This is a genomic window from Mycolicibacterium wolinskyi (assembly GCF_002101965.1).
GTDB classification, from domain to species: Bacteria; Actinomycetota; Actinomycetes; order Mycobacteriales; family Mycobacteriaceae; genus Mycobacterium; species Mycobacterium wolinskyi.
Genome location: NZ_LQQA01000010.1, coordinates 408,426 through 425,300 on the forward strand (window position 1 = coordinate 408,426; position 16,875 = coordinate 425,300).

Annotated in this window: 16 protein-coding genes; 3 read left to right on the forward strand and 13 right to left on the reverse strand. The window is 64.1% G+C overall.

Annotated features, from left to right (window positions below):
- Positions 1–6: 6 nt before the first annotated feature.
- The 6 genes from AWC31_RS10725 to AWC31_RS10750 form a co-directional block, all read right to left on the reverse strand.
- A complete protein-coding gene (locus AWC31_RS10725) occupies positions 7–2,268 on the reverse strand; it encodes an ATP-dependent DNA ligase (RefSeq protein ID WP_085144229.1) in 2,262 nt (753 codons plus the stop codon).
- 87 nt (positions 2,269–2,355) lie between these two features.
- The gene (locus AWC31_RS10730; protein WP_067843929.1) at positions 2,356–3,435 is read right to left on the reverse strand and encodes an ABC transporter ATP-binding protein; all 1,080 of its coding nucleotides are present in this window, start codon (positions 3,433–3,435) and stop codon (positions 2,356–2,358) included.
- An 11-nt stretch (positions 3,436–3,446) separates the two neighbouring features.
- Complete coding sequence (locus tag AWC31_RS10735; protein ID WP_067843926.1) at positions 3,447–4,313, reverse strand: carbohydrate ABC transporter permease; 867 nt, start codon at positions 4,311–4,313, stop codon at positions 3,447–3,449.
- The gene (locus AWC31_RS10740; protein ID WP_085144230.1) at positions 4,313–5,263 is read right to left on the reverse strand and encodes a carbohydrate ABC transporter permease; all 951 of its coding nucleotides are present in this window, start codon (positions 5,261–5,263) and stop codon (positions 4,313–4,315) included. Before AWC31_RS10740 ends, AWC31_RS10735 begins: the two co-directional genes overlap by 1 nt.
- On the reverse strand, positions 5,260–6,603 hold the full coding sequence (locus AWC31_RS10745; RefSeq protein WP_085144231.1) for an ABC transporter substrate-binding protein: 1,344 nt from the start codon (positions 6,601–6,603) through the stop codon (positions 5,260–5,262). The genes AWC31_RS10740 and AWC31_RS10745 overlap by 4 nt, the downstream gene beginning before the upstream one ends.
- A 13-nt stretch (positions 6,604–6,616) precedes the next feature.
- Positions 6,617–7,543 carry a sugar-binding transcriptional regulator gene (locus tag AWC31_RS10750; RefSeq protein WP_085144232.1) on the reverse strand — a complete coding sequence of 309 codons (927 nt, stop codon included), beginning with the start codon at positions 7,541–7,543 and terminating at the stop codon, positions 6,617–6,619.
- A 62-nt stretch (positions 7,544–7,605) separates the two neighbouring features.
- On the opposite strand from AWC31_RS10750, the gene AWC31_RS10755 reads away from it, so the two are divergent.
- Positions 7,606–9,042 carry a mannitol dehydrogenase family protein gene (locus AWC31_RS10755; RefSeq protein WP_085144233.1) on the forward strand — a complete coding sequence of 479 codons (1,437 nt, stop codon included), beginning with the start codon at positions 7,606–7,608 and terminating at the stop codon, positions 9,040–9,042.
- The gene (locus tag AWC31_RS10760; protein WP_085144234.1) at positions 9,039–9,959 is read left to right on the forward strand and encodes a carbohydrate kinase family protein; all 921 of its coding nucleotides are present in this window, start codon (positions 9,039–9,041) and stop codon (positions 9,957–9,959) included. The genes AWC31_RS10755 and AWC31_RS10760 overlap by 4 nt, the downstream gene beginning before the upstream one ends.
- A 63-nt stretch (positions 9,960–10,022) precedes the next feature.
- On the opposite strand, the gene AWC31_RS10765 is transcribed toward AWC31_RS10760, so the two are convergent.
- Both AWC31_RS10765 and AWC31_RS10770 read right to left on the reverse strand, forming a co-directional pair.
- Positions 10,023–11,465 (reverse strand): hypothetical protein, encoded by a 1,443-nt coding sequence (locus AWC31_RS10765; protein ID WP_234816795.1) that lies wholly within the window; start codon positions 11,463–11,465, stop codon positions 10,023–10,025.
- A gap of 168 nt (positions 11,466–11,633) precedes the next feature.
- Positions 11,634–12,152: a MarR family winged helix-turn-helix transcriptional regulator gene (locus tag AWC31_RS10770; RefSeq protein WP_234816796.1), complete on the reverse strand. Its 519-nt coding sequence runs from the start codon at positions 12,150–12,152 to the stop codon at positions 11,634–11,636.
- Between the two features lie 392 nt (positions 12,153–12,544).
- Between AWC31_RS10770 and ku the strand changes: the two genes are divergently transcribed.
- Positions 12,545–13,438 (forward strand): non-homologous end joining protein Ku, encoded by an 894-nt coding sequence (gene ku / locus AWC31_RS10780; RefSeq protein ID WP_085144237.1) that lies wholly within the window; start codon positions 12,545–12,547, stop codon positions 13,436–13,438.
- Positions 13,439–13,454: 16 nt separating this feature from the next.
- Here the strand turns inward: ku and AWC31_RS10785 are convergent, their stop codons facing one another.
- The 5 genes from AWC31_RS10785 to AWC31_RS10805 form a co-directional block, all read right to left on the reverse strand.
- Entirely contained in the window at positions 13,455–13,766 is a 312-nt protein-coding gene (locus AWC31_RS10785; RefSeq protein WP_067843900.1) for a hypothetical protein, read from the reverse strand.
- A 181-nt stretch (positions 13,767–13,947) separates the two neighbouring features.
- Positions 13,948–14,721 (reverse strand): hypothetical protein, encoded by a 774-nt coding sequence (locus tag AWC31_RS10790; RefSeq protein WP_234816797.1) that lies wholly within the window; start codon positions 14,719–14,721, stop codon positions 13,948–13,950.
- Positions 14,722–14,807: 86 nt separating this feature from the next.
- Positions 14,808–15,404, reverse strand: coding sequence for a DUF4190 domain-containing protein (locus tag AWC31_RS10795; RefSeq protein WP_085144239.1), 597 nt, complete (start codon positions 15,402–15,404; stop codon positions 14,808–14,810).
- The gene (locus tag AWC31_RS10800; RefSeq protein WP_085144240.1) at positions 15,401–16,252 is read right to left on the reverse strand and encodes a C39 family peptidase; all 852 of its coding nucleotides are present in this window, start codon (positions 16,250–16,252) and stop codon (positions 15,401–15,403) included. Before AWC31_RS10800 ends, AWC31_RS10795 begins: the two co-directional genes overlap by 4 nt.
- Before the next feature lie 131 nt (positions 16,253–16,383).
- Positions 16,384–16,851: a glucose-6-phosphate dehydrogenase gene (locus AWC31_RS10805; RefSeq protein ID WP_085144241.1), complete on the reverse strand. Its 468-nt coding sequence runs from the start codon at positions 16,849–16,851 to the stop codon at positions 16,384–16,386.
- Positions 16,852–16,875 lie beyond the last annotated feature (24 nt).

Sequence of the window (16,875 nt, forward strand, 5' to 3'; positions counted from 1 at the left end):
CGCCTCCTATTCCCAGCGCACCTCGTCCGGAGTCTTGTCGGGCCGTAGCCCGCGCCAGCTCGGTTGGCGCAACCGATTGTCCGACGTGCGTTCGCTGTAGCGGACCTCCCCCACCAACGCGGGTCGCACGAACGTGACGCCGCGGGCGTCGAGCTTCGGCAGTGGTTGGTCGAACGGCGACTCGTCGGTGTGCAGGGGTGCGAGCATCTTCTTGAGCTTGGTCAGTTCCTTCTCGGTGAAGCCCGTGCCGACACGGCCGGCGAACTGCAGGCCGTCCGGCCCGGGCACACCGAGCATGAGTGCTCCGATGCCGCTGGACCGGCCACCCTCACCCTGCCGCCAGCCGCCGATCACCACTTCCTGGGTGTTCCAGATCTTGTCCTTGATCCAGGACGCCGAACGCCGGCCCGGTTGGTAGGTCGAGTCGCGTTTCTTGGCGACGACGCCTTCGAACCCCTTCTTGCGCACGTGCTCCATCGCCGCGGGCCCGTCGTCGCCGGGCAGCAGGTCGGGCACGATCAACCCACCCCCGGCCGCGAGCGCCTCGAGGATCTTGCGGCGATCGGAGTACTTGGCGCGCAACAACGATCGGCCGTCGAGCCACAGGATGTCGAACGCCCAGAACTCGACGCGCGTGGAGCGGGCGCGGTTCTGCATCTCGCCGAAACTCGGCACCCCGGACTCGTCGAGCGCGACAGCTTCGCCGTCGAGGATCACGTGATGGTCGGCGAGGTCGGCGGCCAGCGCCTTCAGTTGCGGATACTCACCCGTGACGTCGCGGCCGCGGCGAGAGCGCAGCTGAAGCCGGCCCCGGTTGACGTCGACGAGCAGTCGGTAGCCGTCCCACTTGCCCTCGAATGCCCATTGCGTCGCCTTGAGTTTGGCGACCGAGCCCTCCGTCGCCAGCATCGGCGCGAAGTCCTGCGGCTGAGGGTTCTTCTGGTCCTTCATCCGGTGCGCGAGCCAGTTCTTGCCCTCGGTCTGGATCAACGCATAGCGGCCGTTGATGCGGCTGCCGTGCAGCGTCATGATGATCTCGCCGTGAGTGTCGTCGGGATCGTCGGTGACCCGGAACTTCTCCGCCTCATATGTTCCGGTATCCCAGACAGTCATGCTCCCGGCGCCGTACTCCCCCTTCGGAATGGTGCCGTGAAAGGTCAGGTACTCCATCGGGTGGTCTTCGGTATGCACCGCAAGGTGATTCACCGATGTGGAATCGGGAAGGTTCTTGGGCACCGCGAAACTCACCAGCACGCCGTCACGCTCCAGACGCAGGTCGTAATGCAACCGGCGGGCGTGATGCTCCTGGATGACGAACTTGTCGTTGTTGCCGGTCTTGGGAATCTCTTTGGGAACCGGTTCGGGCGTCTTCGACGCGTCGCGCATGCTGCGGTACGTCGTGAGTTTGTCGGCCACCGGTGCGTCTTCATCGAGCTCTGCCAACAGGTCCCCGTTGTCGGAAACCCGTTGCAGCACTTCGTCGAAGCGCAGATGCCGCAGCTCGGGATCGGAGATCTCATCCCACGTGCGAGGCGCGGCAACGGTCGGATTGTCGCGTCCGCGTAGGGAATACGGCGCGATCGTGGTCTTTGCGGCGTTGTTCTGGCTCCAGTCCAGGAACACCTTGCCGGCCCGCAGGCTCTTCGTCATGGTCGCGGTGACGAGCTTCGGCATGGCCTGCTCGAGTTGCTGGGCCACCCGCTTCGCGAGCACGGAGGCGCCCCGCGAGCTGATCGGCTCGGCCAGTGGCACATACAGGTGCAGACCCTTGCTGCCGCTCGTGAGCGGATAGGTGCTCAACCCGATGTCGCCCATCAGTTCCCGCACCGACTGCGCGACCTCACACAGCTGGCGCATGGTCACGCCCTCACCCGGATCGAGGTCGAACACGATGCGGGTGGCCGGCCCTTGCTCGCCGTCGGCGAAGCGCCACTGCGGCACATGCACTTCCAGTGAGGCCTGCTGGCCGATCCACGCCAGACCCTCACGCGTGTTGATGATGGGGTAGGTCGTCGTCCCGGACTTGTGCACGATGGTGCCGCGCTCAAGCCAGTCCGGCGCCGACGACGCGAGTTGCTTCTCGAAGAACGAGGCCTCAGCGACGCCGTTGGGCCAGCGCTTGCGCGTCACCGGCCGCCCGGCGATATGCGGAACCATCACATCGGCGATGGCCAGGTAGTAGTCGAACACCTCCGCCTTCGTGGTGCCCGTGGCGGGATAGAGCACCTTGTCAGGGTTCGTCAGGCGAACCCGTTCGTAGCGCTCCATGAACTCAAAGTACCCACTTTCATCGACCCTGCGCTGAGATCGCCGTTCGACGAAAAATCGCGATCTGCGCGCAGTCTCGGTGAGCGATTACAGGCGCTCACCCGACTCCGGATGGAACATGTGCACTACGCCTTCCGGTGTCTTGCGGAGTTCGATGCTGTCGGCCAGCTTGATCGGGCCGCGGGACAGGGCACGCGCGACGATCTGTACGTCGGGCCCGGCGTGGGTGTAGAGGTAGATCTCGCTGCCCAGATCCTCGATCAGGTCGATGACGACGTCGATGCCGCCGCTGTCGGATACCGAGAGATGTTCGGGCCGCACGCCGACGGTGACGGTCTCCAGACCAGCCTCGTGCAGAAGCGTGAGCTGGTCGCGTTCGAGGCGAAGCGTCGCGTCGTCACCGATGCGCACACCGTCGGCGACGATCGGCCCGGTCACCAGATTCATGGCGGGAGAACCGATGAACCCGGCCACGAACGCGTTGGCCGGCTTGTTGTACAGGTCGGTGGGCGAGGCGAACTGCTGCAGCTTGCCGTTGCGCAGCACCGCGACCCGGTCCCCCATCGTCATGGCCTCGACCTGGTCATGGGTGACGTAGACCGTGGTGGTGCCGAGCCGGCGCTGCAGCGCGGCGATCTGGGTGCGGGTCTGTACGCGCAGCTTGGCGTCGAGGTTGGACAGCGGCTCGTCCATACAGAACACCTGAGGTTCGCGCACGATCGCACGGCCCATCGCGACGCGCTGCCGTTGCCCGCCGGACAGCTTGGCGGGCTTGCGATCCAGGAACGGCTCCAGGTCGAGCAGCTTGGCCGCCTCTTCGACTTTGCGGCGCCGCTCGGCGGCGGGCACACCGCGCAACTTGAGCGCGAAACCCATGTTCTCGGCGACGGTCTTGTTGGGATAGAGCGCGTAGTTCTGGAACACCATCGCGATGTCGCGGTCCTTGGAGGGCACGCCGACCATGTCGCGGCCACCGATCTCGATGTTGCCCTCGTCGATGTCCTCCAGACCGGCCAGCATGCGCAGCGCGGTGCTCTTGCCGGATCCGGAAGGACCGACCAGCACCACGAATTCGCCGTCGGCGATGTCGAGGTTGAGCGAGTCGACGGCCAGCTTGTCCGACCCCTCGTAGATGCAGGAAGCGTTGCGGTAAGTGATTGCAGCCATTTGAATTCCCCTTACTTGATGGCGCCGAACGACAGTCCACGAACCAGCTTGTTCTGCGCGATCCAGCCCGCCAGAACCACCGGAAGCGCGGCCATCGTCGCCGCCGCGCACAGCTTGGCCCAGTACAGGCCTTGACCGGCGATGAAGCCGACCATGTACACCGGCATGGTCTGCGCCTGGACCGCGGTCAGGCTGACCGCGAAGAAAAACTCGTTCCAGGCGAAGATCACACAGATCAGCGCGGTCGCCGCGATACCCGGCGACACCAGCGGCAGGATCACCTCACGAACCGATCGCCAAGTGCTGGCGCCGTCGAGGCTCGCGGCCTCCAGCAGCTCGCCGGGAACCTCGAGGAAGAACGACCGCATCATCCACACCGCGATGGGAAGGTTCATCGCCGTGTACAGGATGACCAGCCCCCAAATATTGTCCAGCAGGCCGATATTCGACACGATCACATACAGCGGGATGATCGCGGCCACGATCGGCAGCATCTTGGTGCTCATGAAGAAGAACAACGCGTCCTGGGTCTTGCGGACCGGCCGCAGCGACAGCGCGAACGCCGCCGGGATACCAAGGGCCAGCACCAGAATGGTCGAAACCGTCGTTGCGAAAAGCGAATTCAGCAACGCCGTACCGACGCCCTGCTCGAACACCGCCTTGAACTGGTCGAGGGTGGGCACGAAGAACAGCTTCGGGGTGGCGGTGTAGGCGTCGACCTCCTGCTTGAAGGCCGTCAGCACCATCCAGAACACCGGAAAGACGAACCCCAGCCCCACGATCCAGGCCACCGCACCCCACGGATCGAACTTGCGGCGCTTGACCTTGGCCTTCCGGACAGGGGTTTCGACTGGCTTTTGCACCTCGGTCGTGGTCATCAGGCCGCCTCCTCCTTGCCGGTGAACGATTTGAAGATCAACCGCAGGGCGAAGCTCGCGATGACCATCGTGAAGATCACGACGATCACGCCCATCGCCGCGGCCTGGCCGATGTCGAAGCCCAGGAATGCGCGCTGGTAGATGTAGAACGGCAGGTTGGCGCTCGCCGTACCGGGACCGCCCTGGGTGATCATGTAGATCTGGTCGAACGTGTTGACCAGATAGATGGCACCCAACACCGCTCCCAGTTCGATGAACCGCCGCAGGTGCGGGAGCGTCAACTCGCGGAAGAGCTGAAACGCCCCCGCACCGTCGACTCGGCCGGCCTCCAGGATGTCTCGCGGCATCGACTGGAGGCCGGCGAGGATCAGCAGCATCATGAACGGGGTCCACTGCCACACCAGCGCGAGGATCACCGACGACACCGGGAACCTGCTCACCCAGTCGATGTCGGGGCCGGGCAGCACCCAGTTGACGATGCCGAACACCGGGTCCAGCATCGCCGTCTTCCACATCAGTGCTCCCGCAACGGGTGTCACGAGGAACGGGGTGATGAGCAGTGTGCGCACCACGCCGCGGCCCAGGAACGCGCGGTCGAGCAGGAGCGCCAGGAGCAGGCCGAGCACCACCGAGATCAGCACCGTTGCCACGATGATCCACACCGTGTTGAGGGCGACCTGCCAGAAGACGCTGTCGCCGACGACATCCAGGTAGTTCTGCAGTCCGACGAACTGGCGTGAGCCGGGCCGGACCAGGTTCCACGACAGCGTCGAGTAGTACAGCGTGAACAGGAACGGGATCTGGGTGACGACGATCATGAAGAGCAGCGCCGGCAGCAGCGGCCCGCGGCGCCGCCAACCCTCGGCGCGCGAAACCCCCAGATCCTGCTTCTGTTTGATGCGGGCGACGTGCTGGGCTTCGGTTTCGGTTTCTCGCTCGAGAGTTGTCATGACTTCTCCTGATAGCTGCGGCCCACGACCTCGGCGTATTGCTGGGACTGTTCGAGCGCTTCTCTCACCGACTTCTGCCCGGCGATCGCGGCGTTGATCTGCTGGCTCACCCGGGTGCCCAAGTCCTGGAACTCGGGGATCGCGAGGAACTGCACGCCGGTGTACGGCACGGGTTCAACGGTCGGCTTCAGCGGGTCGGCGCCGTTGATCGAGTCCAGCGTCACCTGACCGAAAGCCTGTGACACGTCCTTGTATTCGGGAATCTCGTAGGTCGAGAGCCTGCTACCCGGTGGCACCCTGGCCCAGCCCAGTTCCTCGCCGACCAACTTGATGTAGTTCTTGTCGGTCATCCACGAGATGAACTTCCATGCGGCGTCTTTCTTGTCGCTGCTGACCGGGATGCCCAGCGACCACGTATAGAGCCAGCCGGAATTCGGCTTCTCTACCGTGGGTGCCATCGCATAGCCGACCTTGCCAACGACGTTCGACTCTTGCGGATCCTCAAGCACCGACACCGCAGACGTCGCGTCGTACCACATCGCTGCCAGGCCCTGCGCGAACTGCGTTGCGCATTCGCCGAATCCAGCTGCAGGCGCGTTCGGCTCGCCGTGTTCGCGCACCAGGTTGGTGTAGAACTCGACGGCTTTCACGACCTCGGGACTGGTCAACTGCGCGTTCCATTGGTCGTCGTACCAGCGGCCGCCGAAGGTGTTGATCACGGTGTCGAGCGGGGCCAGCACCTCGCCCCAACCGGGCTTGCCGCGCAGGCAGATCCCGACCATGTCCGGGCTGTCGAGCTTGGCGGCCGCATCGGCGACCTGCCGCCAGGTCGGGTTGCGGGGCATCTCGATACCGGCCTGCTCGAACAGGTCCTTGCGGTACATCAGGAACGAGGACTCACCGTAGAACGGGACCGAGTACATGTTGCCCTCGTACGACAACGAGTCCTTCAACGACGGGATGAAGTCGTCCTCGTCGTAACCGGGTGTCTGACGAGCGTAGTCGGAAAGGTTGACCAGCCAACCGTTTTGCGCCCACTGCGGCGTTTCGTAGTTGCTGATCATCACGACGTCGAACTCGCCGCCACCCATTGCCGTCGATGCGGTGATCTTGGCACGGGCCTGATTCTCGGACAGCGTGATGAATCGCAGTTTGATGTCCGGATTGGCCTCTTCGAACTTCGCGGACAGCTCGCGTGCGTCCGTCATCTGCGAGTTCGAGACCATTGCGATGGTCACCGTCTGGTCGGTCGCGCCGAGCGTGCCCGCGCCCGCGCAACCGGCCGTCGCCAGCAATCCCGCGGCTGCTACGCAGGCCGCCAATCTTTTCAACCGATTCACCTGTACTCACCTCTCATTGGGTCAACAGCCAACGGGCGCAGTCGATATCGCAGACAAGCAGGCGAGCCAGCTTGCCCCGCAGGGCACCGAGAATGGCCTGGTGCTTACTCGCGCCGCCGGAGACCAGGATGGTCTTCTCACAGGTCCGGATGTCCTCGAGCGGGACCGACATCGCACGCTGCTGCAGTTCGTCGTGCACGGGCTCGCCGTAGGCGTTGAAGAACCGGCCGCCGATCTCGCCGACGGCGCCGAGGGAGACCAGTTCGTCGAGCATCCGGATATCGAGGAAGCTGCCCTCGAACAGCGTCGTCGATGTCGACACCGCACCGACTCCGAACAGCATGACCTCGGCGCGCCTGCCGGCGTCGAGGGTCCGCGAGATCACCGAGTCCTCGCGCATCGACACCACGGTCGCCGGATCGGCGTACAGCGGCGCGGGCAGCCGGAACGTCTCGGCGCGCAAGGTGTCGGCGCATCTGGTGAGGATCTGTTCGGTGCCGGTTTGGTACGCGGCGGTCGACATGGCACCGTCGAGCTGCACGACCGCGCGGCAGCTCGCGATCCCGGGAACGAGCGCGCTCGCCACGCCGACCTGCTCGGGCCCCCACGTGAACCCGAGCACCTCGTCGGCTCCGATCCGGCGCATCAACAGCGCCGCCCCGGCCCGGCTCGCATTGCTTGCGACGACAGCCTCGGTCAGCCCGAACCGCCGTTCCAGTTCGCGCTCCTCGTCGGCGTGTAAGTCGTCGGAGATGTCGGGCGGCACCACCACCTCGATGCGTACCAGGCCATTGGCCTTCGCCTTGGCCACGAGCCGACCGGCGGTCGGGCGGGAGACGCCGAGCCGCGACGCGATCTCGGCCTGCGTGAGGCCGTCGAGGTAGTACAGCGTCGCCGCACGCAGTGCGAGGCGCAGATCCTCGGGCGTCGGTCCGGTCACTGATCACCACTTCCGATATGAGCAGATGCTCAGGGTCGCGAGTAGATGCTCAACACGCTAACATGAGGATTGTGACGTACACAACACCTCCGGTTAAGCTGGCCGCCTCGACGCTCAAGGAACTGCCCATTCCGGGTCCGAGCTACAACCGCGACGAAATCCAGGTCGGAATCGTCCATTTCGGTGTCGGCGGTTTTCACCGGGCCCATCAGGCGATGTACGTCGATCAGCTCTTGGAGCAGGGCCTGGCCACCGATTGGGGCATCTGCGGCGTCGGCGTGCTGCCGTCCGATCGAAAGATGGCTGACGTGATGGCGGCCCAGGACGGCCTCTACACGCTGCTGCTCGTGCACCCCGACGGTAAGCGCGAGGCACGGGTCATCGGTTCGATCGTCGACTACCGCTTCGCGCCCGACGACCCCGATGGCGTCATCGAGCTCTTGGCGAGCCCGTCCACCCGGATCGTCTCGCTGACCATCACCGAGGGCGGCTACGACATCGAGGCCGTGCCGGAGCTGAACGTCTTCGGCCTGGTCACCGAGGCGCTGTCCCGGCGCCGCGACCGCGGCCTCGGTGCGCCGACGATCGTCTCGTGCGACAACATCGAGGGCAACGGCGAGGTCGCCCGCCAGGCCTTCACCACCTACGCCGACCGGCGCCATCCCGGTCTGGGTGATTGGATCGCGGCCAACGTCCGGTTCCCGAATTCGATGGTCGACCGGATCACGCCGGTCACGACACCGGACGTGATCGCCACGGTCGAGAGTGAATTCGGTGTCGCCGACCAATGGCCGGTGGTGGCCGAGCCGTTCACGTCGTGGGTTCTGGAGGACTCGTTCTCCGACGGGCGCCCGCCCTACGAGGACGCCGGGGTCATGCTCGTCGACGACGTCACGCCCTACGAGCTGATGAAGCTGCGCCTTCTGAACGCGAGCCATCAGGCCCTGTGCTACTTCGGTTACCTGGCCGGCTACCGCCTGGTGCACGACGCCGCCAGCGACCCGCTGTTCGCCGAATTCTTGTTGGACTACATGGATTCCGAGGCGACACCGACGCTTCAGCCGGTGCCAGGGATCGATCTCGTCGACTACAAGCGCACGCTGATCGAACGGTTCGCCAACCCGGGGGTGCGCGACACGATCGCCCGGTTGTGCTTCGGCTCGTCGGACCGGATCCCGAAATGGCTCCTGCCCGTCGTCCGGGAAAACCTCAAGACGGGCGCGCCGGTGCGGCTGTCGGCGGCCGTGGTGGCCAGTTGGGCCCGCTACGCCGAGGGCGTCGATGAGCAGGGCGAGCCGATCGACGTGCAGGATCAGCTCGCCGAGACGCTCGTGCCGCTGGCCCGGTCCCAGCGGGAGAACCCGACGGCCTTCATCGAGAACACCGCGTTGTTCGGTGATCTCGCCGCCGCACCGCGGTTCGTCGACGACTATCTGTGGGCCCTGGATTCGCTACACCGCCACGGCGCCCGGGCCACCCTGGAATCATTGAGGCCATGAGCCGGGCTCTGGTTATCGGTGAGGCACTGATCGACATTGTCGAGAGAGACGGCCGCATCAGCGGCGAGCACGTCGGCGGCAGCCCCCTCAACGTCGCTGTCGGCCTGTCGAGGCTGGGCCGCGACGTCGACTTCCTGACCCACATCGCCCAGGACGACCGCGGCAAGCGCATCGTCGACTACCTGAAAGCCTCAGGGGTTCAGCTGGTTTCGGGAAGCCTGTCGGCGAAGCGCACGCCGACGGCGCTGGCCGTGCTCGACACCTCCGGCCAGGCGCGGTACACATTCGACATCGACTGGCAACTGGCCGGCACCCCTGAGGTGGCGCCCCCGCTCGTCGCGCACACCGGCTCCATCGCGACCGTGCTCGAGCCGGGTTGCCGCGCCACCGCAGCCCTCCTCGACGCCTATCACCTGTCGGCAACCATCACGTTCGATCCGAACGTGCGGCCGGCGTTGATCACCGACGACGAAGCCGCCAGGGGCCGCATCGACCGTCTGGTCGAGCGGGCAGACGTGGTCAAAGCCAGCGACGAGGACCTCCGCTGGCTCGATCCCCGCCGCGACCCTGAACAGGTCGCGAAGACCTGGCTGAGCATGGGGCCCTCGATCGTCGCGGTGACGATGGGTGATCGGGGTGCGTTCGCGATGTGTGCCGCCGGTGTGGTGCGGATTCCGGCGCGGCCGGTGCAGGTGGTGGACACCGTCGGTGCAGGCGACGCATTCATGACGGGGTTGATCGACGCGCTGTGGTCACGCGGGCTGCTGGGTGCCGATCGGCGACGGGAGTTGGCCCGAATCAGCACCGACGCGCTGGAGCAAGTGCTGTCGACGGCGGTGCTCGCGTCGGCATTGACGGTCGCCCGGCCAGGCGCCGATCTGCCGGACCGGGTCACGCTGGAGGCGACCCGAGACTGACGCCGGGTGCTGCTAGCAGCAGACCCCCGGGTTTCGGGGGTCTGCTGTATTCACCTTCCGCGGTTACTCCTCCCCGGCGTCAGCAGTGGCCTTCTGCTCCTTATTTTCCTTCTCCTTCTTCGGTTTCACGCCGAGCGCCTTCTTGACGTCGTCACCGATCTTCTTGACGGCCTTGCCGACGTCATCGCCCAACGACTTGACCGCCGCCGCAGCCCGGCCCTGGCGGTTCGAGTCCGGACCAAGCTTGCCGAGTTTGGCCAGCGGGTTGTTCTTGACGACAGCCACCTCGGCGGCCGGCGGCGCCGACTCTTCTTCACTCTCGATGTCACCGGCGAGATCACCCGTGCCGGCGTCTTCGGCAGCGGCGTCTTCGGCAGGCGCGTCATCAGAAACTGCGGCAGGCCCATCGGCCGAACCGTTCTGCCCACCGTCGATCTCGCTGGTGTCGATGGTGACAGTTTCAGCATTCAGGTCGGGCGCAACACTGGGCGACGGCGGACTGGTCAGCACGGGCGGCTGGATGGAGTCGGCGATCGCCCGACCGAAGGCGAGCAGACCGGGCACCAGGCCGAAGTCAGCCCCGATGAGTCCCGGGAAGCCCATTTCGGTATTGCCGTTGACGATGGTGTTCACCATGTCCGACGGGAAACTGATGATGGCGTTGGCAACCGCTTCGAAGTCGTTTGCCTGCAACCCGTCATAGATCGCCTGTCCGGTGAGGCCGATCTGGCCGACCGGCGCGAGCACCTGCGTCAGAAGCGGGAATCCCACGTTCAGGATGCCCTGCGTGATCGCGGTTTCGATGACTGCCGCCGTGTTGACGAACGGGTTCTGCAGCACGGCTATGAGATTGGGAAGCTGGTTCAGCGCGCCGAATGCACCTCTCACGATCGGCGAAAGGAAGGCGGTCGCCAGATTGATCGAACCTTGATAGATGTCGCCTGCCAGGATTGCGCGGATGGAATCCTCGATCTGCTGCGGCATCAGGCCCACTCCGTCGGCGAAGCCGCTGGCGAATGTGCTCGCAAGGGACGCGAACACCTGGGCGGTGATCAGCTGATTGTCGATGATCTTGCCCAGGATCGGGGCGGGATTCTCCAGCACCGTCTGGGCGATGCTGCCCAGATTGGTCGCTGTCGTGCTCAGGACCTCGGCCCACAACTCGATCGGGTTGACCAGGGCATTGAGCTCAACCGACGCCGATGACGACGGTATGGCCGGGGCTTGGCTAGCCGGCAGGACCGGATGAATCGGTGCCGCCGCGATGGCGCCGGCGCCGACAAGGGCGACGCCGGCCATCAGGCATGAGCGAGCCGCTGTTTCCATGTTTGTCCCCTTCTGAGGCGGATGGATGTGAGCCCGGGCAAACCAGAACCTACCTGAGAAAAACCTGAGCAAGCCGCGGTTGCCGTAGGTGTCAATTAATCCGCTCCGCGGCAAGCGGCCGTGCAACATCAATGCATTCAAAGATGCCAGCTCATGTGTCCAGCCGACTCCGGTCAGCACACTTGTGGCAGCGGCGGACAGTTTCAGTGCACAAGTATCGTATTCATAAATTGAAACGCGTTCACCAGGTTGCCGCAGTTGCAGTCAGGAGTACAACGGCTGGCCACACCACTAGCCGAGGTTTATGCGCTTCGCTGGCCGAATAGGACGACGACGAGCCGTCATAAGTCAAATGCGGCCGATCTTTGCCGCCATTCGGGACTTCAAGCCAACCGCTACTCGACGACTGCTTTCGCCGAGGGCAATCATCTGCTGGCGGCTCATCTGGCCGAGGTAGAACGTCCGGACGACGCGCGAATAGGTCACGAGGGCGGGTTTCAGCCGTGCGCGTCCCTCCTGGGTGACGGTCGCAACCACGCCTCGCCGGTCTCTTTTGCTGGCTCGCCGCAGCACCAAGCCGTGGGATTCCAGCCGACGGATCTGCTCGCTCACGCGACTCGGTTGCAGGATCAACGCCTCGGCCACGTCGCCCATTCGCGCGGATCCGCCTTCAGACTTGGCGAGGAGGTCAAGTAGCTGGACATCGAACAGGCTCAGGTTGTGCGTGCCGATCAACTCGCGGTTGAGCGTCTCGTAGAACAGCCACGCCGATTGAAAGAATTGATCCCAGCACTGCATCTCGGCCTCGTCGAGGCCCGATAAATCACCGGGCTTACCGAAACCGGGGGTTCCCACCATTGCCGACATCCAGGAATCCTTCCCAGAAGTATTCGTTCCAGAGCCGCACGGTCGTTCTATAACGGGTTACACAGCTGCTACCCCGCCCGCCGTTGTCTGCGCCGGATGCTACTGCACAAGATCATCAGTTGAATCCAATGTCAGAGAATCGCCTGACTTGCGGATTGAAAGACTTTGCCGTCAGCGTCCCGCCCCGGCGACTTGCCGACATCGCACCGACTCTCTGGCGGCCACATCATCGGGTCCGCGGATAGAACCTCCGCAAACATGTCTCGGATCCTCGCCGGACCAGCAGTCGGCATCGCCGACACCACCGGGCCGCGGTCGGCCGGCAAGGCCACGGCTCCGTGTTCCTGGAGCAACTCCCGCGACTCGGCGAGCCGGTGGGCCATACTGGCCATATGCGATCCATCTGGAAGGGTTCGATCGCCTTCGGCCTGGTGAACGTGCCGGTCAAGGTCTACAGCGCGACCGAGGACCACGACATCAAGTTCCATCAGGTCCATGCGAAGGACAACGGGCGGATCCGCTACAAGCGTGTCTGCGAAGTGTGCGGTGAGGTCGTCGAGTACCGCGACATCAACAAGGCCTTCGAGTCGGACGACGGTCAGATGGTGGTCATCACCGACGAGGACATCGCCACGCTGCCCGAGGAACGCAGCCGCGAGATCGAGGTGGTCGAGTTCGTCCCGGCCGAGCAGCTCGATCCGATGCTGTACGACAAGAGCTACTTCCTCGAACCCGATTCGAAGTCGTCCAAGTCCTATGTACTGCTGGCGAAGACGCTCGCCGAGACCGACCGCATCGCGATCGTGCACTTCTCGTTGCGCAACAAGACCCGGCTTGCGGCATTACGGGTCAAGGACTTCAGCAAGCGCGACGTCATGATGATCCACACCCTTTTGTGGCCCGATGAGATCCGCGATCCCGATTTCCCGGTGCTGGACAAGGAAGTTCAGATCAAACCGGCCGAGCTCAAGATGGCCGGCCAAGTCGTGGAGTCGATGACCGACGATTTCAAACCGGACGAGTTCCGCGACGACTACCAGGAACAGCTGCACGAGTTGGTGCAGGCCAAACTCGAAGGCGGCGAAGCATTCGCCGTCGAGGAGCAGCAGCCGGCCGAGCTCGACGAGACCGAGGATGTGTCAGACCTGCTGGCCAAGCTCGAAGCCAGCGTGAAGGCACGGCGCGGCGGCAAGGACGACAGCAAGCCTGCCAAGAAGGCACCGGCGAAGAAGGCCGCCGCCAAGAAGGCTCCCGCAAAGAAAGCTGCGGCGAAGAAGTCGTCCTAGGCCGCCGCTCGGCCACTCACCGCTTACAGTCGAGATCCACATAGACCGTTGTGTACTGCAGCACCTGGCCCGGACCCATCAGCGTGAAGTTGCCGTTGACGGGCGGCTGCGGACCGGTAACAGTCCGGCCCGGCCGAACCGCGTTCACCGTGCAGTTCTCGATCGCCCCGTTGCCGACCTTGCTCAGGATTACCCGGTATCCCTCGCTCTGCAGTTGATTGATTGTCTCCGTTGCCGACGCCTCAGACGGCGCAGCGGTGGCGGACGGTCCGCACGCCAGTGCGCTCGCGATCAATCCGACACCGGCGGCTGAACACTTTGCGGTCATTTTCACGGATGTTTCTTGCTCCTTAGGACTTCGGCCAACGTCCGTTAACCCTAAGCAGCGGTATTCCACCGTTTCACGAATTCATATGGAACACATACGAACACCTGAGTCCGACCAAATTCAGGGCAGGTTCAAAGAATTCACACATGCATCAACGAAATGCGGCATGGGCGACTGAGTTTCATGGCGCGTCGCCGACCTCGGGGGCATCGGTGGTGTCATCGCCTGCATCACCGGAATCGTCGCCCTGCGGCGGCGCATCGACGTCGGGCGCATCGTCGACCGGCGGCCCCGCGGTTTCGGGTGCGTCGCCGGCGCCGTGGTTCGGATTGGTGCAAATCGTTCCCTCACACGGGACGTATCCGCTACTGCCATCAGGGTTCTGGATCGCGTTGGGTGCCACATAGCTTCCGACGGGGCAGCCAGGATCCTGGTTCCTCGCGCAGTACTCCTGCGTCAGATTGTTGTTGACCGAACCGTCCGCACCGACCGGTCCACCGTTGACCGGCTGACCGTCCGGCCCCCATGTACCGGCGGGATCCGCACCGCCGTGATTGGGGTTGGTGCACACCGTACCCTCACATGCCACATAGGTATGGCTGCCGTCCGGATTGCGAATGGCGTTGGGCGCCACATAACTTCCGATCGGACATGCCGGGTCCTCGTTGCGCGCGCAGTACTCCTGCGTCAGGTTGTTGCCGGTCGAACCGTCGGCGCCGACCGGCCCGCCGTTGACGGGTGCGCCGTTGGCATCCCAATGTCCGCCTCCGGCGGTCAGCGAGACGAACGGGCCGAGGTAGCTGCCTTTGGCGCATTTCGGGTCTTGATTGTGTGCGCAGTACTGGGCGTCAGGCCCTTCCCCCGCCCGAGCCTGCGACGACGCCGTCGGACGACCGCTCGTCGACGATGTCGATGTGGGCGACAACCCCTCACTGCAACCCACAACGAACACCATGAGAAACATCCCAAACATGGGGAGTACCGCAGAACGCAACCTCACCTAAAGACCTCCCGAAGACCTTTGCGACACATAACGTTGGCTCAACCTTGCGCGGAACCTGTGACAGGATCCTGGGTAACGGCAAGACATTTCACCGTACGGTCACTCGATGACCACGTCTCCCGAGTTGGCCGTAGATCGTCGATATCAAAGCCGGCCGCATCTTCGGCTGCATACTTGGCGAACTCGCTACTACACCTGCTGGTGTACTTCTCGAGGACATCGTCACCTGGATATGTATCACCGGGGACGGTGAACACCGCGAAAACCTCTGCACGGTGCGGCTGATCGCATGCCACCTCATCGCTCTCGTCCAAGCCGTCATCAGGTTCGGATGCGTAGCAGGTGCCGACCGCCGGGGGATAGCGATTGCCGGGACTGTCGTCAGGAAGAAGCACGAAGACCGCGACCGCGATCACCCCGACGACAATCCAGGTTCCGGACAGGATCAACCCGGTGATTGCCAGACCACGGCCGCCAACCTGGCCAGTCCTGGTCTTGGCCAGGGCGATTGCCGCACACACGATGCTCACCAACGCGGCGCCGATGATTCCGAAGATGAGAGCCGCGATAGCCCACGCCGTCGTCGGGGGTCTGATCGACTGTTGGGGTTGACCGACCGACAGCTGATCGTTCATGCCGGTGCGTCCGTCACTATGAGATCGTGTCCTCCAGGAGCCCAAGCACTTTCGAATGTATCCAGGTCGACCTGTTCACCCGCACCGTCGTCGGTTCCGCTGTCGGACAAGTACACGATCCGTTGATCGGCATCGACGGCCGCCACGACGACCGAGTGGTCGTCCTCGGTATGGTCGCCGTCCTCGCCCCAGATGGTTTCAGCATTGACGCCGACGATCACCTTACGGCCCGCACCGAGGTACTGCTCCAGAGCAGGCAATCCCGTGGCAATTCCACCCGACGACGAGATGTCGTCATCGGTCGCCGTCGCATCGACTCCGAAATGCTTGAGCAGCCGGATCTGATCGGCCGAGGACGTTCCGTTGTCGGTGGTGTCGTCACCCGGGTCCGGCGGCTCGTAAATCGGTCCCGACCTCGTGGGGCTGGGGGTGTTCGCGGCAACATCGATCACGACGTCCTCCGTCGGAAAGTCGCCCGTCATCAGGCCCACCACATTGGCGACCGCCATCAGGCCACAGTCCTCGAAACTCTGCTTCGCCCAGTGTTCGGAGGCTTCTGACGGATCACCGTAAATCGGTCTTGCCGCGACTTCTTCAGGTGTCGCGGGGTCGGGTTCAGCCGCTACGGAACCGGCAGGGGTCGCGGCGTTCGCCGCCAGATGCGCTGCGTCGTCAGCGGGCGGCCCACCACAGCCGACCACCACAACGGACGCCAGCACCACAGACGCAACAGCGCTTGCCAGTCGGGGTGCCATTTGCTTCAGGTAGAGGGCCAGCAACTCGCTCCAAGCATCGGTCATCTCGGTGTATTCGTCTTCGCATCGCGATCCGAGCCGTAGATCCAGCATTGCGTCCCACGCCTCGCAGGAACCTCACAGGACCTTAGGCGGGCTGTTTGCTACACGCTTTCGAAAAATCTTCGTGCTTCAAGAAAATGAGCGAGAGGCGCACAAGCCTGTGGGCGGATAGGACCTCAGTCCTACATCGAAACGTTGACCCGCAACGCCTCGTGCTCATCGAGAATCCGGCTGAGCGCGGCATCCATCGGATGAGCGGCGGCAAGGTCGTTGCAGCATCGCCGGTCCACGGCGACCACTTCACCCGGATGCAGCTGCACACCTTCGACCTGATCGACGAACGGGTCGAACAGAGCGGCCGGTGTGGCGAGGTAGTAATGCCGGTGCCGGCTATCGCCGAAGCCCGCGGCGTACATCAGTCCGCATTGGGTTATGACGAACAGCTCCGAGGTGATGCAGGCGGGGCTGCGCTCCTCCCCGTTCCAGGCCAGTGCGGCGTGTCTGGCCTCGGCCAGCCGATCTTGAACGTCGTCTGTCGACGTCATCAGTCGGTGGACCAGCGCAGCACCCATCCCCGGATATTCGTCGACCGCAGGTCTGAAGTAGCGCTGGAAGATGTCGCCGAAGAAATCATGGGCGTGATCGTTCATCGGGGCTCCCCACGTCGGTACGCG